Here is a 19,337-nt window from a genome sequence, read left to right as displayed (position 1 = left end):
TAAATTCCGATTATTTTTCGTTAAGCCGGTAAATCAATTGCACAACGCCCGAGGAGAACGATTTTGTATCCACCAATTTTAAATTCAACCGCTGCCGGACATCGACGAACAGCGGCTTCCCTTCTCCCAATACGACCGGGTGAACGGATAATCTAAATTCATCGACCAGTCCTAAACGGATAAAAGTCGTAATCAGACTCGCTCCGCCATACAGCCAGATATCTTTGCCAGGCTTATTCTTGATCCGATCGACTTCTTCAAGGAGATTGTCGTTGATGAAGACGGCATTATGATCGGTTCCCTTCTGCGTCCTGGAAAACACGTATTTCTCTTTGCGATGGACTAATTCCCAAAATTGTTTTTCGGCCTCTCCGGATTCCTGATCCGGCGTGAATTGTCCCCATAACTCATAGCTTTTTCTTCCGTAAAAAATCGTGTCGATCTGATTCAAAAACCGATCGAATCCCATCTCCGCATCCATGATGCACCAATCGACTTCGCCGTTTTTCCCTTCAATAAAACCGTCCAGCGTAACGGCCAAATCCAGTATGATCTTTCGTTTCACAAACATCACCCCTTTCGTTCATCTGCCTCCCATTATAAGGCTTATATATGTCATCTTGTGTCATATTACAATTCCAGTGCAGCGCCAATGAACACCTCCCTCCAACGCAGTCGGCATACCGGCGATCGTCATCCGCGCGGCAGCTGCTCCTTTTTATTGATACCTGATCCATTACGTTCAAGAACCGCTATGGACCTCGGATTTCGTATAGTAGAATACATTGAAGAGAAAAAACAACAAGAAGACGGCTGCCTGAGGATAGAGTGCATGGATGCGGTATATATCATCGGGGACATTCGCTTTCATAATATCCAGTAAGTGTACGATCATGGAGCCGAAAGGGATATAACTGACAAAGGTAACGTGCCCGGCAATATGGTCTTCAACCCCTTGCATTCCCATCATATTGATGAGAACGGCTACGATTCCCAGCACAATGGGCGGAATGAAGCTTTTGCCTATGATCCCTACCGTCATCGTAACCGGGATAAGCAGCGCTTGGAACGCCAACATCCATGCATTTGCGCGGGTGAACTTCCAGAATAACGCTTCTGAAAGCCGCTGTTCGCTCATGATGCTGCCCGCAGCCAAGGTCAAAGCATAATTCAACACAAAGATTGCCGTCGATAAGAACAGAATGATGATCATCTTGCCGATCAGGATCTTCACACGATGATGCGGGTATACGAAAAGCTGGTTAATCGTATTATCGCCGTATTCCCGAACGACAACAAAGCCTGCGAGCAGCGAGAGCAGCAACGGCGCGATCATGACATTGAGGAACAGAGAATTGTTGATCAAAAGCTCGTTCCAATTCAAGTTCTTTGATTGCCCGAATATCGATAATACGGCCGGCAGCATGCCGCCGAAGAGCGTCAGCCACAGGAGCTGGGTGCGTTTTAATTTCAATATCTCGGCATAGAAAACGTTAAGCACTGCGTTCGCCCCCCGTCAAGCTTAGGAAGTAATCTTCCAAGGTTTCGCGCAGCATCGTGATTTCCGCAACCTCGATCCGGTTCTCAACCAGCATTCGATTGATGGCGGCCGACTCCGATAACTGTTCGAACACCCGTATAACCCCCGGTTCGGGAACGGAGTAATCGCGAATGTCCATTTTTTGTTCTAACAGCATGACCGCCTCGCGCTCGTTGCTCACTTTAAATTCGACGCAATGCCTGTTTTTCATCTGCAGATCCTGCTGCTCGATCTCCTCAACCAGCTTTCCGCGATGCACGATGCCCAGCTTCGTCGCCATCTGCTGGACCTCGCTTAAGATATGGCTTGATACGAGCACGGCAATATTCCGCTTGGAGGCCAAGTCAATAATTAACTGCCGCACTTCCTTGATTCCGGCCGGGTCCAGTCCGTTTGTCGGTTCGTCGAGAATAAGCAATTCCGGATGGTGGAGCAAGGCCCGGGCGATGCCAAGACGCTGCTTCATGCCCAGCGAAAAATTTTTCACTCTTTTGTTGCGGGCGTCCAGCAAACCGGCTTGTTCCAGCGATTCCTCCATGCTCTCCTTGTTCCCCATCCCCATCACCTTTTGGGTGTAAGGATTTGCGTACATTCCAAAAAGGAATCCGCCCTGTACCAGCCAAAGGCGGATTCCTTGCCGTTATCGTCGTGTTATCCCACTCGTGAATTTCGTACTCGCGGCAAGCTGGCAGGCTGTGTCCCCAAATCTATGCCACTTCTTTCACACTTACAAAACGGTTTCTCGCTGCCCCCATGCCGACGATGAACAGCAAGACTGAAGCGCCCAGCAAGATGAAAAGCGGCGGATTCCAGCTATTTGTCGCATCATGCAAATATCCGATGAGCGCGGGACCGATGGCGGCCAGCAGATATCCGACGGCTTGTGCCATGCCGGACAATTCCGCCGCATGATGGGCATGCTCCGTACGCAAACTGAAGAACATCATGGACAAACTGAAGGCGAAGCCTACGCCGATGCCAAGGATGATAATCCATAACAAAACGATTGCGGAGCTTCCATAGCGCAATCCAAGCGTTCCCGTCAGCAGCAAAAGGGTTGTGATGATGACGAGCGAACGTTGGCTGGACATCCGCCCGGCCATGACGGGAACAATAAACGTGAACGGCAGCACGGCTAGCTGCATGATGGAGAGGTACCAGCCGGATTGACTTGCGTCAATGCCTAGCTGTATTAATATTTCAGGCAACCAGGCAATCAGCACATAAAAAACCATCGACTGTATCCCCATGAACAAGGTTACTTGCCAGGCAAGGGGGGAACGCCAAACATTCACATGGTGGCCGGCCGTCGGTTGTCTCGTCGAAGTTGCGTGCTTGGCTTGATTTCTTAATTGGGGCAACCAGCTGAGAATGGATACAAAGCTCAATATCCCCCATATCCCCAATGCGCCCTGCCAATTCAGCCCTGCGTTCGCGGCAAGCGGCACGCTGATCCCCGATGCAATCGCTCCGCACAAGTTCATCGCAATGGCATAAACACCCGTCATGGAGCCAATCTTTCCAGGGAAGTCCCGCTTGATTAAACTCGGCAATAATACATTACAAACGGCGATTGCGAATCCAAGAATGGCAGTTCCCATATACAGACCGGCAGCACCGGAGAACGAACGTACGACAATTCCGACAGTCAGAAAAATCAGGGCGATTAAAATCATGCGTTCAAACCCATACCTTCGCCCTAATTTGGGTACCAGCGGCGATAACAGGGCAAAGGCAAGCAACGGTACCGTCGTTATCAACCCTGCCAGTGTATTTGAAAGATGAACCTCATCCTTTATGAGACTTGCCAAAGGACCGACCGAGGTTAAAGGGGCACGCAAATTAGCTGCAATAACGATGATGCCGAGTATAAGCACTCCTATAGTGGAGGGGGCGGCCGCTATTTTAATTGGTTTGTCCGACAATGTCCATGTCTCCTTCCTGATCAAACACATGTTTGTTTCTTCCCCATTTAAGAACAATGAGTCTTCGTCCGCGCGAACAAGAAAAGTATATTATAGTATATTATTTTTAACAATAAATATTTTAAAATATATAAAAACATTCCGATGGGTGGGTCTATCGTTGGCAGAGGCGTTCTATCGCTGCAACGCCTGCAAATATGCATCTATTTCCGCCGATGTTGGCCCTTTTGGACAGAATAGATGCAAAAGCGCAGTTATTTTACTCCGTCAGGCGAATTCCCGCCTTATACTTTGAATTACCTGCATATTTGCAGGTATTTCATCAGGTACCATTGGTCGGCAGAAAATACATGTATAAATGCAGTTATGGGTCCCGCAAGCCACCGAAATGATCCGGCATACCGAATGTGCGCTTACATGCCTACGAATCGCCGCCAACATTTTTACTTTCTCATGTACAAATAAAAAAATACAACGCTGATTCCGTACGCGGAATCTGGCGTTGTATAAGAAGATGTTTGTACGATGGGGCTCTCCGTATATTCAAAAACCATACTTTAAGGCTATATGAAGCACCGCTTCGCGATCCGTATGATTAGTATAAGAATGCGGGCAATCCGCACGGAAACTAATCGTATCGTATTGATTCAGCGTATAAGCCTCGCCATCGACCTGAATTTCAACGGAACCGGTCATGACGGTCGCTATCTCAGTCGTGTTCACATGATGACCCTCGGGGTGATACGAGCTGTTGGGCTGCAAATAAGCCCGGCACATTTCAATATCGCTGCTTGCGTTTTTGAAGAAAGGTTCGATGGTCCAATTTTTCTGATCGTTCGAAAACCGCATTCCTTCGCCCGCTCGATACAAACTTACGGATGGTTCAGATTTAAACAAAGAAAAGAGCGGCAAAGATATGCCTTTCGAAATCTTCCAGATGATCCCCAAGGTTGGATTGGTCTCGCCGCGTTCGATGTTCCCCAGCGTGAGCTTGCTTACGCCCGTTAACGCTGCTAAGTCGTCTAAACTCATATTGTTTTCTTTTCTGTACTTCTTCAAGGCGCCGCCGATTTGCAATACCATTTGCTTGGAATCATCGACTTCATCCATTCGATATTCACCTCAACAAAAAACAGTTACAGCTAGTATAGGGTTTATCCGTCGCCTTTTCCATACGGCCCACTGCCCTTCGCCATGGCGAAGGATGTTGCCGTGATGCAGGTCGCCGTGCAACAGGACCGTTTATCGTCGTCGAACCGCTCGCGATATCGCTCAATGCCGGCGAAGTGCCGCTTGCTTGCCTGTCTAATCCTCGGGGTTACCCAGCCGCAATCCGCGCAGCTTGTTTAAATCGGCTTTGGCGTTTCCTCTGTTCGTCGGTGCAGGACGAGACGCGTTTTTTAGAATGAGCTCGTACTCCAGATTTCGTACCCGGGCATTCGTGTCTTCGACATAATCCAGAATTATGGCGACCGCAAAAAACAGAATTCCGGTAACGATGCCGCTGACCCACCAAGTCAAGGCTGCTCCCCAACGAAATCCGTCGGCACCGTCGTTTCCAAGGATGATCCCCGAGACAATCCCTACGACGATAAAAAATACGGCCAATCCGTTCAGTACTTTTACCATTCTGAACCTCCTTAGGTTTTTTTAGCGCAAGGCTTGATCTATCCATGATCTCGCTAACTGGTAGTCTGCGAGCGATAGATCCTGCTGTCCTGCATTCAGGTTAACGAATCCAATGTAAACAAAGGCAGCTCTAACGTAAACGCATAATTCCCTTCGCTATACGCAAAAGTAAGGCGGCCGCCCTGGCGTTCTGCAAGCTGTCTTGCAATGGCAAGACCTAAGCCGGCGCCTACTTGAAGGTGGGATTCATGCTCCATAGGGTCGACCTTATAAAAACGATCAAAAAGCTTGGCTTGCTGCTCTTGGGTAATCCGCTCTCCTTCGTTCTCTATAGTCAAATAAACGGATGTGTGGTCGGAGGACAGGTGTATATCGATTATTTTCGGCATGGTCGCGTACTTCAGCGCATTCATCAGGAGGTTGTCCAGGATCCGAGCGACTTGCTCAGGGTCGATATGAACCGGTGCCTTTTCAACCTTGACGTGCGTATGAACGGCTGCATGATTTTCTTCGGCGATCGGCACAAACTCAAACAATACCTGTTGCAGCAGCTCGCGCATATCCGCTTTTTGCTCCGAGAATGTGATATCACCGGAAGTTAACCGGGTGTATATAAAAAGATCGTCAATGAGCCTTTTCAACTGCTGAGCTTTGCTGGATGCATTGTTTACAAACCGATTATATTCATTTTCGTCCAAATAGGATCTTTTTTGCAGTAAATCCAAATAGCCGATCATGCTCGTCAGCGGCGTACGAAGATCATGAGACACGCCCGTAATCAGGTTCATTTTAGATTCTTCCGCTTCTTTTTCCTTCACCTTTTGCGCTGCGAGCTGCTCGGCCATTTTATTCATATTTTTGGCCAGCGCGCCCAGCTCGTCTTCGCGAACGACGGGAACCCGGTATTCCAGATTGCCTTGGGAGATCAGATCGAGTCCTTTTGACAGAACAGAAAAGTATTTAATGATACGCCTCGTTAGCAGATAGAAGAACAGAAGAAAACTCATAATGAACACGGTTAGCGAAGCGGCGATTAAATACGGAATATATCCCAGCTTTCCTTTTGACGTTGTCGAATCGATCAATTGCCCGATCCATCCAGTAACGTACAAACTGAATAGATAAGATAACACAACCGTCAGAAGCATGGCCCCAAGAAAGGAGTACCGTACGCTGCGCCTGAATTTGAAACGCCTAGTTATCCATTTTATAGCCAACACCCCATACCGTCTTGATGTACTCCGGTTTCCGCGGGTTGATCTCAAGCTTCTCCCGTAGATTGCGAATATGGACCATGACCGTATTGTCCGAATAGCCGGCTCGCTCTTTCCATACCGATTCATAGATCGCATCCGCGCTAAATACTTGTCCCGGGCTGGATGCCAGCTTGTTAAGAATGGAAAACTCAAGCGGCGTAAGCATGACTTGTTGGCCTCGGATCGATACAAAGTGCTTGGCAGCGTCGACCACGAGCTCTCTGATGGCGATTTGACCGTGTGCACCGTCCCTCGCGACGAGCATTTTCTGCCGTCTTAACTGCGCCTTCACGCGAGCGATCAGCTCCATCGGATTAAACGGCTTTGTTATATAATCATCGGCTCCCGTCGTTAGTCCCATGATCTTATCCATATCGCCTTCTTTGGCGGAAAGCATAATGATCGGAATCGAATATTGTTCCCGAATGCGCATACATGCTTTTATGCCGTCCATTCGGGGCATCATGACATCCAAGATGATCAGGTCTACTTGATGTTGAACGAGCGCTTCAAGCGCAGCCACGCCGTCGCCGGCTTCAAGGACTGCGTGGCCTTCGTTTCGCAAGTAAACATGGATCACGTCCCTGATCTCCGTATCGTCGTCAACGACTAGGATTACGCTCATCTTATTTTCACCTTCAAATGAAAAGATTAATGTTTTTCCGTCTTCCTACAAACATAAACAAACGCCGGGGGAAAATTCAAGGGTACAATGGAGATGCTTTCAATTTCAAAATGCGCCGCAAGAAGCTTTTTCATTTGCAGAGAATATTGAAAAGCGATCAATTTCCCTCCCGGCTTAAGCGCTTCTTTGCATTGCTGAATGAGTTGGAGCCGCATAACCGGAGAAAAGTTATAAAAGGGTAACCCGCTGAAAATGTAGTCGACGCTTCGTATATTGTGCTTATTTAGTTCGGCAACTAAACGCAATGCATTACTTTCCCGGACGAACCGGGGAAAATCTTCTTGAAGCCGTTCCCCCATCTCCTTCTCCTTCTCAAACAAAACCACCTTACTGTCAGGCCGCACACGCTGTGCAATGACGCGAGTAATCGCACCGGTGCCTGCGCCGATCTCAACAATATGGTCAGCCTTCTCCCACGCCGCCGCCGCAACCATGCGGTTCGCCAAATAACGCGAACTTGGAATCATGCTGCCGACATATTTGGGATTATGAACAAACTTCTTGAAGAAAAGCAGCGAATGGTTCTTAAACATGCGCTCACCCCTCATTGGAAAATTCGAATGATTTGATTTCCGCAAATGCAGCCGATCCCATAGATCGTTCCGATCCATACGATGGCGCTCGGATAGGAAACGAAGACGATCCGTTTAAAAGACACGCCGTTCACCCCGGCCAGAACAGTAACGAAGTAGCGAACGATCGGAATGCAATAGCCGACAGCCAAGGCAGTCCCATTGTGCCTGACGTAAAATTGCTCCGCTTTCCGGTAGCCTTTGTAACGGCTCCATTTATTGAGAATCCCGTATTTCCTGGCCAGCCTGCCGGCCCAGTACCCGATCGTCACCGCGGATGTAATGCCCAGCAGCATGGATACGAACGTATAAATGGGATGCAATAACCCGTGTGCGGTCATCAATCCGGCGGCGATCAGCGTCACCTCGCTTGGAACCGGAATGCCAAATGGCCCCAAACAAAAAGCTAAAAAAAGCACGATATAACCGTACTGGCTCACCAATGACATCATTTGGTCCATGTCCGTTCTCCTCTCCGCGTAATCCGTCACGTCCCTTGGCAGGACAAAATCAGTTTAAGAAAAATTACTTAGTTTCTACCTGAGAATTTTCTGAAGGAATTCTGAAGGTTCGGATATAGAAAAATGCAGAAAGCATTTTATTTCAAAAATATCGTAACGAAATCCCTATAACCGATACTTATGTAGTGGGAGGTGAATCGATGGAGAGTATGGAGCAGCTATACGAGAACTACGCGCAAACCGTTTATCGATATTTATATAGCATCACGCAGAACGCCGATCTGTCGGAAGAGCTGACGCAGGAGACGTTCTATCAAGCGATGAAGACCATTCACCAATTCCGCGGAGAATGCAAGCTGTCCGTATGGCTGTGCCAGATCGCCAAGCGGGCGTGGTATAAGGAGCTGAACAAAAATAAGCGGAAGCCTTCCGTCTCCCTGGATGAGCTGGAGGCGCCTCTTCCCGCAGGCCGAGATCCGGAAAAGGACGTTTTGCATAATGAAGAGAAGCTCGCCATGTTCCGGGCGCTCCATCAATTGGACGCAAAGACCAAAGAAGTTATGTACCTGCGCCTCTCCGGCGAGCTGAGCTTTGCCGAGATCGGCGACATTCTGGGCCAGAGCGAGAACTGGGCGCGGGTCACCTTCTATCGCGGCAAACAAAAAATGACGAAAGGAAGATCCGAATGGAACCGAGATTGAATTGCGAGATCGTGCAAGATCTGCTGCCCAACTATATCGAGGGCCTCACCAGCGAGTCGACGAACAAGTCCATTCAAGAACATCTGGCGGGCTGCGGAGAATGCAGGAGAACGTTGGAGCAAATGACGCGGGATACCCACGGCATTAAAGCGGCTCCGCCTAAGCAAATCAACTTCATGAAAAAAATAAAGCGCAGACAGTGGCTCATCGCAAGCGTCAGCGTCGCGATCGTCGCCGCGCTCTTGATCGGCGCTTATTACCTGTTCGGAACGCGAGACTTCCCCGTACCCGCGAGCGAGGCGAAAATTACCGAAGTGTATCAGACGCAGGACGGTACGATCCACTATCGCGTCACCGCGAATATAAAGGGCTTTGTAAGCCGCGTAACTACGCATGGCAACAAACACACGCAGATCTACCGGATTTACGAGCATCGGCAGCTGTTTTCCAAGGAGAAAGCAAGTATGATAACCTTGCCTGAGAACTGGTTGTCGACCAAGAACGCGGACACGAATCTGGAGAAGACCGGCATTTACTTCGAAGGAATCAACAAGGACGACCGGATCACGATCTGGGAAAAGGGGATGACAATTCCCACAGCAACCGCCGAACAAGAAGAAGCGTATCAGCGTTATCTCGGACGATAATGCTCCGCTATTTGCCCACTCGTTCAACCAAAAATGGCAGACGATCCTGTGATCGGCTGCCATTCTTTCTTATAAGCGTTCATTGATTTTGATGAGCAAGTCCTTTAAAGTTTGCTTTTCCTCTTCCGAAAGGACTTGAACGATCTCATCCTCCACCTTTTGGAAGGATTCATTGAATTCCTCGATCAATTCAACGGCCTTCGGCAATACATAAATGTTCTTTTGCCGTTCATTATTAGCCGGGATTTTCCGCTCGATATATCCTCTTTGCTCAAGACCTTGAAGCATGCTCGTAATGCTGGCCCCGCGCAGATGGAACCGATCCGCAAGATCCCTCTGAATTAAATCCTTGTCTTGCTTCTCGTAAATATAGCCGATTATTTTTCCTTGTTGGGCGTTTAATCCCAACTCTTTTATGCTTTCATCCGCTTTTTTCTTTAATTTAAGGCCAATAAGCTGAAACAAATCCAGATAAGGCGTCTCCTTGCGAGGCTTCATAGTCGTCCCCCCGTACTGTTAGAAAGCTAACTGTAAGTAATTAAACTATATCGAGAACCAGAGACCGTGTCAAACAATAATTAGTTTATTGACAGTTAGATATCTAACAATTATACTGCGAAGTATTCCAAATGATAACGCCAAGGAGGAACCACCAAATGAACCATGAAGTCCAAAGTTCAACTGTAGAAAAAGTCACGGCGATTACGAATGCGCGTATTTTCGATGGCGAAAAAGTGATCGAATCAAGGAGCGTTGTCCTCAAAGGGGGAACCATTATTGAGGTGGGCGGGGAAATTCCGGTCGATGCAACGATCATCGACGCTGAGGGCGCAACCTTGCTGCCTGGCTTGATCGATGCGCATGTCCACACTTCCATCGGCGGATTACGCGATGCGCTGCTTTTCGGCGTGACGACAGAGCTCGAAATGAACGGCGACTTTACGGAAAGAGGGCGTGCGATCCAATTAAAAAATATCGATGACGTCGCGGATGTCCGTTCTGCCGGAATGGCAATCACCGCTCCCGGAGGACATCCGGACGAGTTGCTGCCCGATGATGGCGAAATTCCGGAATTCATATTAAAGGAACTGGAGAAGCTGTCGGAGGAAGACCGGGAAGCGATGCTGGCGGCTTATGCGCACGATCATGAAGAAGTGCCGCAAGTAACGAATGTGGAAGAAGCGATTAAGCATGTGCGCGCCCAGGTGGAAAATGGCGCCGATTATATAAAGATCATGATCGAAGAAGGAACCGTCATGGGTGCCCCCGGCCTGCCTGTACTTAGCGACGAGATTCTAAAAGCAGCCGTTGATGAAGCCCATAAGTTCGATAAAATCGTCATCGCACACGTCTTAACCGCTCGTTCGTCGCAAACCGCCATCGATCTTGGCGTGGACGGCTTGGGGCATCTGTTTATCGACAGGCCCGCTTACACGCCGGAGGTCGTGCAAGCCATTGTCGATTCCGGCGCATTTGTTACGCCGTGCCTGGTATTGAACTCGTCCATTCTTGGGAACCCGGCAGCGGAATTGGCGAACGACGATCGCGTTCACACCAAGTTAAGCCCGGACTGGATCGATATTTTGAATGCCAGCTTCAATACCTTCCCGCAAGGCAACTTGGAGAATAGCTTTAAAAACGTGATGGACCTTCACCGTGCCGGCGTGGACATTCTGGTCGGGACGGATGTCGCCCCCGTTCCCGTTCCGAATTTAGGCGGACTTGCTCATGGAGCCAGCGTACATCACGAATTGCAGCTGCTGGTTCAGGCCGGGTTCACGCCGATCGAAGCGCTGCAGTCCGCTACCTCGAAGCCGGCCCGTCGGTTCGGTCTTCACGATCGCGGCCGCATAGCCGTAGGTGCGCGTGCCGATCTCGTATTGGTAGACGGCGATCCGACAACTGACATCTCGGACACCCTGTCACTTAAAGCCGTATGGTTTAAAGGTGTGCAGCAACGATAACAACAACCATTTTGCGGCGGCAGGGTACCCTACTTTAAGGCGTACCCTGCTGCTATTCCGGTTTTCTAAACCGCGTTTTTTCCGCATGACCTAGCAGGTATAAAAACGCAAACGCCGGGATTCTCATAATAGGCGCATGATCCAACATCCCATAATCCCCGGCATGCTTCGTCACCAGTAGAGAAGCCGTCGACGATCCCTCTTTTTTAGACCAGTCTACAATAGCCTCCGTCTCTTTAATCCTTGGATTCTCGCGATATTTAATCTCGATCAATATTTTAGAGTTGGGCATCATAACGACAATATCGATTTCTTTTTGTGAATTCGAATCTCTATAATATCCAATTCTGGGGTTGAAGTTATAGTAGAAGGTATTGATGTGTTTGTATACGGCAGATTCAACGATCATGCCCATCTGATCGGGATCCTGCAGCACTTCCTCGCCCTGCAGAAGGACGGCATTCCGAATAGCCGCATCCGCCAGATAAACTTTCGGTTTTGCTTTCAGTATTTTTTTCCCGGCCATATCGACCGGATATCCCATATAGATGAGGTTAGCCAACTCGAGAAAATCCAGATACTTTAATGCCGTCGGTCGCGTGATGTCCATGTTGTTGGCAATTGTCGTTGCTTCTACGATATTTCCGGTCGTCAGGCATAGGTAGAGAAATACGCGTTCAAGCTCGTCGATATGCCTAACATTAAAAAGAGATACCATGTCTCTCTTTAACACTTTATCGACCACGTCTTCGCGAATAATCCTTTGGGCATACGGCAGGTCGTCCGTTTGTGCAATTTCGGGAAAACCGCCGATCAATAAATACCTGTGAAAATGACGCTCCAGGGGTTCCAGGCTTCCCATTAATCCGGCCAGTTCTTTCTGGCTTAATTCGCTTAAAGCTGTTGGTTTGATTTTTTGTTCAAGGAGAGGGACTTCGATCCCGCGGAGCTCCAAATATTCATAAAAGGATAAGGTTGGGATCCGAATCTGGACCCAGCGCCCCACGCCGCTTTCCGGCATTTTGTCGCTTAAGACCGGACTTGCAGATCCGGTTGCCATCACCCGATAAGAAGGGTAGTTATCGTAGATCGTCTTCAACCACCCGTTCCACTCCTGGGCATACTGAATTTCATCCAGAAAGAGATAAATATGCTCATCTACGGCGACATTATTAATATATATTTTCAAGATCCGGTCCATGGCCGACATTTTTAATAGCGGATGGTCGAAAGAAACATAAAGAATATTTTTAGATGGGATTCCTATGTCCAACATGTCTTGTATGGTCTGATACATGATCGTTGATTTTCCGACTCTGCGCGGTCCGGTTAAAATGACATGCCGCCGAATCGACGTGTGCTCAAAGCTTTGTTTTGCGTCGAAGTAAGCAAATCGCTTTACGGGCTTGGCGAAGTCATTAGGCACCTTGCCGATTTCCCACCACTTATTGTAGCCCCGCAACACTTGCAAGACACTTTCGTCGGTAATCAAATCCTTCATCCTCATCACCCCCGATTACTTCTATTATAATTATTATCTACAAAAGTGTAAATTATACTTTACACTTTTAGGACTATTTTCATTATTCCCATCTACAATTTAACGTTCTCCGTTATCCATCGTGGCATACCAATCTTGCGCATGAATTCTTAAAGACAGCTAGATTTCCTGCCACCAACCATAATCTCCCCCCTCACAGTCACTTTCTCCTCTCTCTTACGATTATCCCGGCTACGGCGCGGCTTCGGTGAAAAACACGTTTATCTACGCAGGCGGCAAGCTCATCCTGACGCTGCCGATCTCGCTGGTCTGACGGTCGTTCTGAATAAGGCATTTCGCGGCAGACAGCTGCTGCGGGCCATTTATTTCTTGCCCACGATTATCAGCGACGCCGTCATGTCCATCGTCTTCTTCATTATTTTCAACGCGTACAATGGCATGGCCAATCAATTCCTGATGAAATACCATCTGATCTCTTCCCCGATCAACTGGCTGGGCGCGGAATACGCGATGCTCACCACGATCCTGCCGTTCTGTCGATGGGCGGCCAAGCGAACGGAACGGCGGGCATCGCCTGCATTGTCTTACCGCAGCCGGCTGCGACCGGATCCCCGGCCACCAGCCTTCAGAAGTTCGACCTCGACGACGAACGCCAAGCAGCCTCCATCGTGTACACGACGGAAGGCCGGACAGTCCGCGTGACGATTGACCGGAACGACGTGAGTTGGTCAGTCGAAGGTTAACTTCGTTTAATAGGGCGCCCCCGTTCTGGACAAAGGGACCGCCCTTTTTTTATCCGGTACTACGAACCAACAAACGACAGCGTATACGGATACTCACCAACCGCGTACACGCCGGCTTGACTTCCTTCAACCGTAACTTCCGTTTTAAACACTTGCGCTTTTATATCGGAACCAAGCCATACTCTACCGGTCGCCGACAAAATGAACAATCCGTCTTCGTCCCCTACGGCAGCAAACGATTCATGGCCATTTTTATACTCGTTTATAAAACAATCGGCGTGCATCGCGTCTTTAACCTTGTTCACGTCGCTAACGACAAGCCCGATCTCGCTAATGCTGATAAGACTGTCAGCCGTAAACGGCGTATCGATGTCAGGGCCGCAATCGTGTCTTGCGATGAATTCAACGATATTTCCCCCCGCGTCGTGAAAATAAATGGAGGTTGAATTCCAAGATTCGGAGTATACGCGGTTGGAATAATCCGGGAACACATGGATGGCAACGCCGATCGATTGTAACCACGCGATGGATTCATCGATTTTATTCCGAGGGATGTCGAACGCAAAATGATAAAAGGGGTCCTCGGCATTACGAGTCTGCACAAAAGTAAGCCCCGAGCGCCCGATGCCCACAGTAAACGTATTATCGGAATCTTTCGCCAGGGGAAGTCCAAGTTCGTTTATATAAAATGCCTTTAGTTGTCCTAAGTGTTTCGTCAGTAATTGGACATGTTGTATTCTCAAACAAGCCCCTCCTCGTCTTGTTGCACAAAACTAGTGTCCCGGGTTGCCATCGATCCGAACCATCTCTTCTTCCAGTAAAATGGACTCCCTCCTACAAACCTTTGCGCCCGATTATTCCCATTTCCTATACTGCAATGTTACCATGGTTCTGTCCTCATAAAAGCCAAAATTGGAGGAGCGCCCATGCCCGACTTGCAAGCGGCAATCTCAAAACAACAGATCGTCCGCCATCTTGCCGTCAAATTCAACGCAGATGAACTATCGCTGGCCGATTGGTCTATGACCAAGCTGAATTGGAAAGCGTCGAATACGGTGACGGACGCCTTATATCGCATTACTGGGAAGGTGCTTGTCGACAGGATGACGCTCGACTGGTCCTTTATCCTCAAAGTGATCATTCCGGCGCCCGAGACGGATGATCCCAACCACTACTGCTATTGGAAACGCGAGCCGCTGCTCTACCAATCCGGGCTGCTCAAGACGCTCCCCGAGCCGGTGCGGGCGCCGCAGTGTTATGGCGTCGAGCAAGGGGATGACGGCACATGGCGGATGTGGCTGGAGGAGATTACCGAACACTTGGATGGACCATGGGAGCTGCCAAGGTACGGGGAGATTGCCGAGATGCTAGGGCAGTTTAACGGCGCCTATCTTGCCGGTCTCCCGCTGCCTTCTGAACCTTGGCTATGCCGTGGTTTCCTCCAGTCCTGGACGCACGAGTGCGATAAATACGACAGCGGTATCGCAAGACTTGAAGAGACATGGGCTCAATCGCGCGTAAAAGAACTTTTGCCCGAAGGCACTTTTGAACGCTATCTGTCGTTTTGTCAAAACAGGGAGCTGCTGCTGGCAAGCCTTCAGAAGCTTCCGAAAGTATTCACCCACAACGATGCCTGGAAGCCGAACCTGTTTCCTTCTGCAGGCCGCGGGCTGACGATGATCGATTGGTCCAATTGCGGTCTTGCCGGTGTCGGGGAGGAGTTGGGACGTTATTACGGCTTGAGCCTGAACTCGGATCTTGGCCATCTACCCGATAAGCGGGCATTTGCGGATGATATGGCGATTCGATACTGCGGAGGTCTGCGTAAAGCCGGGTGGCGCGGAGATGATCGATTAGCTAAATTCGGGTTTATGGCTTCTGCCGGCATACGGTGCGGAATGATGTTTCCCAGCCTGTTCGAGCAGCTTTCTCGCCTCCCCGAAACCGATGAGGTTCCGGCTAAATGGAATGAACGCTGCGCGGTTGCGTTGCATTTGCTTGAGCTTGCGGAAGCGTCAATTGAAATGGCTGGAGGCGCTACTTAGCGCCTCTTGGCCCCTGTTGGCTGGCCTATACTGCCATGTGACGTTGTACAGCGCCTCTTCGTCCCGGTTGTCTGCTCGATCGGACGATGTAACGCTCTACAGCGCCTCTTCGCCTCCGTTGGCTATCCGGCACCGCCATGTAACGCTGTACAGCGCCTCTTTACCTCCGTTGGCTATCCGGCACCGCCATGTGACGCTGTACAGCGCCTCTTCGCCTCCGTTGGCTATCCGGCACCGCTATGTGACGCTGTACAGCGCTTCCTCGCCTCCGTTGGCTGCCCTTCTGTCGCCCGCACGTCTGGCAAAGAGACCTTTACAACAGCTCCGGCTTCTACAGTCAAACCCGCTCAGCCAATCGCCGAATCTCCTCGCACATCCTCGGATTGACCGGATACGCCTCTTCCAAAAACGCCAAGATGCGCAGGGCCGATTCGGGGACGCGGTCGTATCCTTGCATCATGTCCCCGACGATCGTCGCGAAGCGGGGGAATCTTTTCTCCAATCGTCTCTCGTTGCCAAACGGATCGGGATAGTAATCGACCTCGGGCTCCAGAAGGTGAAGCACCGACAGAATTCGGTCAATCGCGTAGCCTTGGATGAACCTTGCGGCGGATAGGCGCTCTCCCCTTGCGAAGCGGCCGAGACCTACGTAAAGATTGGTTAAAGCCTCGTTCAATGGAAAGTCCAACGATTCTGCTTTGAGGCCGGGGATCGGAATGGCAGACTTGGCGATGGCGAGGTTTTGATACGCAGGATCCTTCCAGACGACTCGGCCCTCCGGATAGGCGGCGTTCGCCAGCTCGCGCTCCTCGAATATCGCGTATTCCCCGAATATGCCGTCCTCGAACAGAATCTTGTAACCGGCGTCGGAATTTTTAAAGGCATAGGCAAGCGGAAATGTGTCTTCGAGCCAATCCAGACGATCGAGGTATCTGCTCTTCTCCCCCGGCTTCGCGATAACAAAGAAATCCAGATCCGAATATTCATCCAACCGCGCCGTCTCGACCCCGACGGAACCGACGCCTAACAATAAAAGCGCGCCTCCCGTCCGTTCGAGCGATTGGCCGATCTCGCCCAGCCGCTGCAGCAGCCGTTCCGTTCTAAGCATACGTATCCTCCCCGAATTTGAAATGCAAAAAGGGCTCAACCCACTTTGCAGCGAGGTTGAACCCGAAGGTTGCATGGCCTTTATTCTATTGCCAAAATATCACGCAGGAATTACCGCTGTCAATCGCCAACCTGCTCCATCTTAATCGTTAGCCCCATAAATAACGCTTCTCAGTTCGTTCGTTAGTCCTTTGGATATCGTGTATCCCTGGCTGCTATCGTCCGTGTCCACGAGCAAGGCGGTTCTGCCCGCTTCGTCTGCGACGTTAAGTACGTATTTCTTTTGCTTGCCATCCTCGAACGAGAGATTCATGAAGAAGATGACGCCATAATCCACTTCCCCATTTATTTTTTCTGCGTTAACGATCGCCTTGTGGAATACCTTGAGCTCTTCGCCATTTTCTTTCGTAAACGTCTTTTCAGCAAACGGAGTCCCCGCTTGCTTGCAAAACTCCGCGCATTCAAGCTTCACGGATACAATTTCTTTTCCGTTCAGCACGACCTTCCCCTTTGTGCCCGCATCGTTCGCGCAGCCGGTCGCAGCGATGCACAGAAGCAACAAAATGACCGTAAAAACTCTCATTCCGCCCCCCCCATCCCAATAGTGGAAATACCTGTTACAAGCTTAGAACGTTAAGCTTTCTTCAAAAGTTGCTCGACCGCCTCCGCTCCACATAAAAAAGCCCGCCGGATTGCGCCGGCAGGCTACCAGTTAATGCGCTTAAGAATTCACGGGCTCCGGATTCCAGTTCTTCACGCCGTTGTCTTCGATAATCCCGATCGTCACATCTGCAATGTCGCTGTCCAGCAGCAAGCGATCTCTTATCTTGAACTTGATATCGTCCGCGTCCGCAAGCGTTAGACCGGGGCGCAGCTCGATCAGTCCCTCGACGTGGTAGTAACGGCCTTCCTGCAAAATCCGCATTTGATAAATATCGGTCACGTAGCTGTTGGAGAAAATGATCTGCGCGACTTTGTCCTCGACATCGCGGGGAGCGGATACGCCGATGAGCCCGACCATATTATCGTAACCGACCTTGAACGCTACCCCGACCATCAGCAAGCCGATGAGGATGGTCGAGATGCCGTCCAGCAACGCAAAGCTCGTCAGCGACGTAACGACAACAGCCAGAAGCGCCAGAAGCGCACCGGTCGTCGCGACAAGATCTTCGTAAAAGACCAGGCGCGTCGGCGGCGCGGCACGTCCTACGTTTTTGAAGGCCTGAGGGACGATCGCCAGTCCCTTCGCTTCCGTACGCGATTCATGCACGATTTCCTTCATCGCTTTTATAAGAACAAATCCGTCGACCGCGACAGACAGGAGCAGCACAATGAGATTAAACCAAAAGCCATGCGATTCTGCGGAAGGGTGCGCCAGCAGATGGAAACCTTCCAGGATGGTCTCGTAAGCCATCACGGTGACGACGATGACGGCCACCATACAAAACAGGTTAATGACCCGGCCGAATCCGGTGGGGAAGCGGCGCGTCGGCTTTTTCTCGGCTAACACGCTGCCGGCGAATACGAAAGCTTGATTCACGGCATCGGCGATCGAGTGCATGGTCGATGCGAACATCGCCCCGCTGCCCGTCGTTACCGCCGCGATGCCCTTGACGATCGCCACCCCGGTGTTGCCGATGGCAGCCGTAGCCGAAGAGGTATTGCCTTTTTTCAATAATGCGATAAAGCCTGTCCGTTGCCTGTCAGATTCCACGATGCATAGTCCCTCCTAATTGATGTCAAGAGCTTTCTAAGTTAAGAACAGGGCGACGGTCGCGCTAACTTTGCGTTTTCATATCATGCGCGGGATCCTTCATCCACTATAATGGGATTACCCATTAATGGATAAATTATAATGGTATCCAACTAACCTTCCGTCCGCGGATTAACGCCCTTAAAAATGAGCCAGAGCGGAAGTCCGATTTCGAAGATGGCTCCCGGAATATACAGAGCGGTCCCCATATCCCGGCCGGCCAGCGCCAGGCAGCTGCTCGTCAATAGGCCGGCATAGCCGACGAAGCCGAACACGGGCAAAAATCGCGGCACCAGCCTGAAGCGATAGAGAATGTAACAGAACGGCAGGCTTCCCAATCCCAGCACGATCATGGCCAGTTCAAAGAGCATATAATGCGCTTCTACCGCCCAATCCGCAATCGCCTGATAGACGGAACGATCCGCTGCCGCGGTAGCCGCATCCTTTTCACCGAACATCAGAAAAACGACCGGAACGATTAAACTGACGATCAGAATTGCGGACTCGATGATCCTCGAACCGAAATAGCCCAGCGCAAACGCCTCATGCCGCTTTTTTAATATCGGATACAGCAGCATCGCGATTCCCGCGACCGCCGCAGCATTGACGAGCTCCAGCAGCGTTCCCGCGATTACGCTTGTTCGCGCTCCGTCTATACGCCCAAGAACTTCGGACCCTTGGAGGACGGGATTCAGCAGCCCGCTCCCGATCATGTACGCCGCCGTCGATACCAAAAAAAGCGCGCCTGCCGCTTTTGCCAATCCATTCATGCGGATCTCCCCTTCGCTTGTGTTACCCGAATTATAGC

At 50.2% G+C, this 19,337-nt stretch carries 21 protein-coding genes and 1 pseudogene; 5 read left to right on the top strand and 17 right to left on the bottom strand.

Annotated elements, in window-relative coordinates:
* Positions 1–10: 10 nt before the first annotated feature.
* The 10 genes from KB449_RS01565 to KB449_RS01520 all read right to left on the bottom strand — a co-directional run bounded on the left by KB449_RS01565 (position 11) and on the right by KB449_RS01520 (position 8,068).
* Entirely contained in the window at positions 11–565 is a 555-nt protein-coding gene (locus KB449_RS01565) for a dihydrofolate reductase family protein (RefSeq protein ID WP_282906676.1), read from the bottom strand.
* Between the two features lie 177 nt (positions 566–742).
* On the bottom strand, positions 743–1,501 hold the full coding sequence (locus KB449_RS01560; protein ID WP_282906675.1) for an ABC transporter permease: 759 nt from the start codon (positions 1,499–1,501) through the stop codon (positions 743–745).
* Entirely contained in the window at positions 1,494–2,078 is a 585-nt protein-coding gene (locus tag KB449_RS01555; RefSeq protein ID WP_282906674.1) for an ATP-binding cassette domain-containing protein, read from the bottom strand. Before KB449_RS01555 ends, KB449_RS01560 begins: the two co-directional genes overlap by 8 nt.
* A 169-nt stretch (positions 2,079–2,247) precedes the next feature.
* A complete protein-coding gene (locus KB449_RS01550; protein ID WP_282906673.1) occupies positions 2,248–3,465 on the bottom strand; it encodes a CynX/NimT family MFS transporter in 1,218 nt (405 codons plus the stop codon).
* A gap of 543 nt (positions 3,466–4,008) precedes the next feature.
* Positions 4,009–4,575: a helix-turn-helix domain-containing protein gene (locus KB449_RS01545; protein WP_282906672.1), complete on the bottom strand. Its 567-nt coding sequence runs from the start codon at positions 4,573–4,575 to the stop codon at positions 4,009–4,011.
* A 195-nt stretch (positions 4,576–4,770) separates the two neighbouring features.
* Complete coding sequence (locus tag KB449_RS01540; protein ID WP_282906671.1) at positions 4,771–5,094, bottom strand: hypothetical protein; 324 nt, start codon at positions 5,092–5,094, stop codon at positions 4,771–4,773.
* Between the two features lie 95 nt (positions 5,095–5,189).
* The gene (locus tag KB449_RS01535) at positions 5,190–6,179 is read right to left on the bottom strand and encodes a HAMP domain-containing sensor histidine kinase (protein WP_282906670.1); all 990 of its coding nucleotides are present in this window, start codon (positions 6,177–6,179) and stop codon (positions 5,190–5,192) included.
* A gap of 109 nt (positions 6,180–6,288) precedes the next feature.
* Positions 6,289–6,975, bottom strand: coding sequence for a response regulator transcription factor (locus KB449_RS01530; protein WP_282906669.1), 687 nt, complete (start codon positions 6,973–6,975; stop codon positions 6,289–6,291).
* A 26-nt stretch (positions 6,976–7,001) separates the two neighbouring features.
* On the bottom strand, positions 7,002–7,568 hold the full coding sequence (locus tag KB449_RS01525; RefSeq protein WP_282906668.1) for a class I SAM-dependent methyltransferase: 567 nt from the start codon (positions 7,566–7,568) through the stop codon (positions 7,002–7,004).
* Between the two features lie 11 nt (positions 7,569–7,579).
* Positions 7,580–8,068, bottom strand: a complete 489-nt coding sequence (locus KB449_RS01520) for a DedA family protein (protein ID WP_282906667.1) — start codon at positions 8,066–8,068, stop codon at positions 7,580–7,582.
* A gap of 200 nt (positions 8,069–8,268) precedes the next feature.
* Here KB449_RS01520 and KB449_RS01515 point away from each other — a divergent pair, with 200 nt between their 5' ends.
* Together KB449_RS01515 and KB449_RS01510 are read left to right on the top strand one after the other, a co-directional pair.
* Positions 8,269–8,769 (top strand): RNA polymerase sigma factor, encoded by a 501-nt coding sequence (locus KB449_RS01515; RefSeq protein WP_282906666.1) that lies wholly within the window; start codon positions 8,269–8,271, stop codon positions 8,767–8,769.
* A complete protein-coding gene (locus tag KB449_RS01510) occupies positions 8,754–9,416 on the top strand; it encodes a zf-HC2 domain-containing protein (RefSeq protein WP_282906665.1) in 663 nt (220 codons plus the stop codon). The genes KB449_RS01515 and KB449_RS01510 overlap by 16 nt, the downstream gene beginning before the upstream one ends.
* Before the next feature lie 69 nt (positions 9,417–9,485).
* Here KB449_RS01510 and KB449_RS01505 read toward each other — a convergent pair whose 3' ends face one another.
* On the bottom strand, positions 9,486–9,914 hold the full coding sequence (locus KB449_RS01505; RefSeq protein ID WP_282906664.1) for a MarR family winged helix-turn-helix transcriptional regulator: 429 nt from the start codon (positions 9,912–9,914) through the stop codon (positions 9,486–9,488).
* A gap of 158 nt (positions 9,915–10,072) precedes the next feature.
* Here KB449_RS01505 and KB449_RS01500 point away from each other — a divergent pair, with 158 nt between their 5' ends.
* Complete coding sequence (locus KB449_RS01500) at positions 10,073–11,380, top strand: amidohydrolase family protein (protein WP_282906663.1); 1,308 nt, start codon at positions 10,073–10,075, stop codon at positions 11,378–11,380.
* 52 nt (positions 11,381–11,432) lie between these two features.
* On the opposite strand, the gene KB449_RS01495 is transcribed toward KB449_RS01500, so the two are convergent.
* Positions 11,433–12,881, bottom strand: a complete 1,449-nt coding sequence (locus KB449_RS01495) for an ATP-binding protein (RefSeq protein ID WP_282906662.1) — start codon at positions 12,879–12,881, stop codon at positions 11,433–11,435.
* Between the two features lie 244 nt (positions 12,882–13,125).
* On the opposite strand from KB449_RS01495, the pseudogene KB449_RS01490 reads away from it, so the two are divergent.
* Positions 13,126–13,409, top strand: a pseudogene (locus KB449_RS01490) (carbohydrate ABC transporter permease); the annotation flags it as partial.
* 274 nt (positions 13,410–13,683) lie between these two features.
* Here KB449_RS01490 and KB449_RS01485 read toward each other — a convergent pair.
* A complete protein-coding gene (locus tag KB449_RS01485) occupies positions 13,684–14,367 on the bottom strand; it encodes a VOC family protein (protein ID WP_282906661.1) in 684 nt (227 codons plus the stop codon).
* A gap of 183 nt (positions 14,368–14,550) precedes the next feature.
* Here KB449_RS01485 and KB449_RS01480 point away from each other — a divergent pair, with 183 nt between their 5' ends.
* The gene (locus tag KB449_RS01480) at positions 14,551–15,669 is read left to right on the top strand and encodes a phosphotransferase (RefSeq protein WP_282906660.1); all 1,119 of its coding nucleotides are present in this window, start codon (positions 14,551–14,553) and stop codon (positions 15,667–15,669) included.
* 337 nt (positions 15,670–16,006) lie between these two features.
* Here KB449_RS01480 and KB449_RS01475 read toward each other — a convergent pair whose 3' ends face one another.
* The 4 genes from KB449_RS01475 to KB449_RS01460 all read right to left on the bottom strand — a co-directional run bounded on the left by KB449_RS01475 (position 16,007) and on the right by KB449_RS01460 (position 19,299).
* A complete protein-coding gene (locus KB449_RS01475; RefSeq protein ID WP_282906659.1) occupies positions 16,007–16,777 on the bottom strand; it encodes a hypothetical protein in 771 nt (256 codons plus the stop codon).
* Positions 16,778–16,918: 141 nt separating this feature from the next.
* The gene (locus KB449_RS01470) at positions 16,919–17,359 is read right to left on the bottom strand and encodes a hypothetical protein (RefSeq protein ID WP_282906658.1); all 441 of its coding nucleotides are present in this window, start codon (positions 17,357–17,359) and stop codon (positions 16,919–16,921) included.
* A gap of 138 nt (positions 17,360–17,497) precedes the next feature.
* Positions 17,498–18,490: a cation diffusion facilitator family transporter gene (locus tag KB449_RS01465; RefSeq protein ID WP_282906657.1), complete on the bottom strand. Its 993-nt coding sequence runs from the start codon at positions 18,488–18,490 to the stop codon at positions 17,498–17,500.
* A 152-nt stretch (positions 18,491–18,642) separates the two neighbouring features.
* The gene (locus KB449_RS01460; protein ID WP_282906656.1) at positions 18,643–19,299 is read right to left on the bottom strand and encodes a DUF4386 domain-containing protein; all 657 of its coding nucleotides are present in this window, start codon (positions 19,297–19,299) and stop codon (positions 18,643–18,645) included.
* Between the last annotated feature and the right edge of the window lie 38 nt (positions 19,300–19,337).

Origin of the sequence: Cohnella hashimotonis (assembly GCF_030014955.1) — a bacterium.
Taxonomy (GTDB): domain Bacteria; phylum Bacillota; class Bacilli; order Paenibacillales; family Paenibacillaceae; genus Cohnella; species Cohnella hashimotonis.
The sequence above is the reverse complement of the archived record's forward strand: the minus strand, read 5'-3'. Positions and strand labels throughout refer to the sequence as shown.

Bases quoted from the DNA above. Each gene is read 5' to 3' on its own strand.
- KB449_RS01555 (WP_282906674.1), bottom strand. From the start codon at position 2,078: ATGGAGGAATCGCTGGAACAAGCCGGTTTGCTGGACGCCCGCAACAAA.
- KB449_RS01545 (WP_282906672.1), bottom strand. From the start codon at position 4,575: ATGGATGAAGTCGATGATTCCAAGCAAATGGTATTGCAAATCGGCGGC.
- KB449_RS01540 (WP_282906671.1), bottom strand. From the start codon at position 5,094: ATGGTAAAAGTACTGAACGGATTGGCCGTATTTTTTATCGTCGTAGGG.
- KB449_RS01530 (WP_282906669.1), bottom strand. From the start codon at position 6,975: ATGAGCGTAATCCTAGTCGTTGACGACGATACGGAGATCAGGGACGTG.
- KB449_RS01525 (WP_282906668.1), bottom strand. From the start codon at position 7,568: ATGTTTAAGAACCATTCGCTGCTTTTCTTCAAGAAGTTTGTTCATAAT.
- KB449_RS01520 (WP_282906667.1), bottom strand. From the start codon at position 8,068: ATGGACCAAATGATGTCATTGGTGAGCCAGTACGGTTATATCGTGCTT.
- KB449_RS01515 (WP_282906666.1), top strand. From the start codon at position 8,269: ATGGAGAGTATGGAGCAGCTATACGAGAACTACGCGCAAACCGTTTAT.
- KB449_RS01510 (WP_282906665.1), top strand. From the start codon at position 8,754: ATGGAACCGAGATTGAATTGCGAGATCGTGCAAGATCTGCTGCCCAAC.
- KB449_RS01505 (WP_282906664.1), bottom strand. From the start codon at position 9,914: ATGAAGCCTCGCAAGGAGACGCCTTATCTGGATTTGTTTCAGCTTATT.
- KB449_RS01500 (WP_282906663.1), top strand. From the start codon at position 10,073: ATGAACCATGAAGTCCAAAGTTCAACTGTAGAAAAAGTCACGGCGATT.
- KB449_RS01495 (WP_282906662.1), bottom strand. From the start codon at position 12,881: ATGAAGGATTTGATTACCGACGAAAGTGTCTTGCAAGTGTTGCGGGGC.
- KB449_RS01480 (WP_282906660.1), top strand. From the start codon at position 14,551: ATGCCCGACTTGCAAGCGGCAATCTCAAAACAACAGATCGTCCGCCAT.
- KB449_RS01475 (WP_282906659.1), bottom strand. From the start codon at position 16,777: ATGCTTAGAACGGAACGGCTGCTGCAGCGGCTGGGCGAGATCGGCCAA.
- KB449_RS01470 (WP_282906658.1), bottom strand. From the start codon at position 17,359: ATGAGAGTTTTTACGGTCATTTTGTTGCTTCTGTGCATCGCTGCGACC.
- KB449_RS01460 (WP_282906656.1), bottom strand. From the start codon at position 19,299: ATGAATGGATTGGCAAAAGCGGCAGGCGCGCTTTTTTTGGTATCGACG.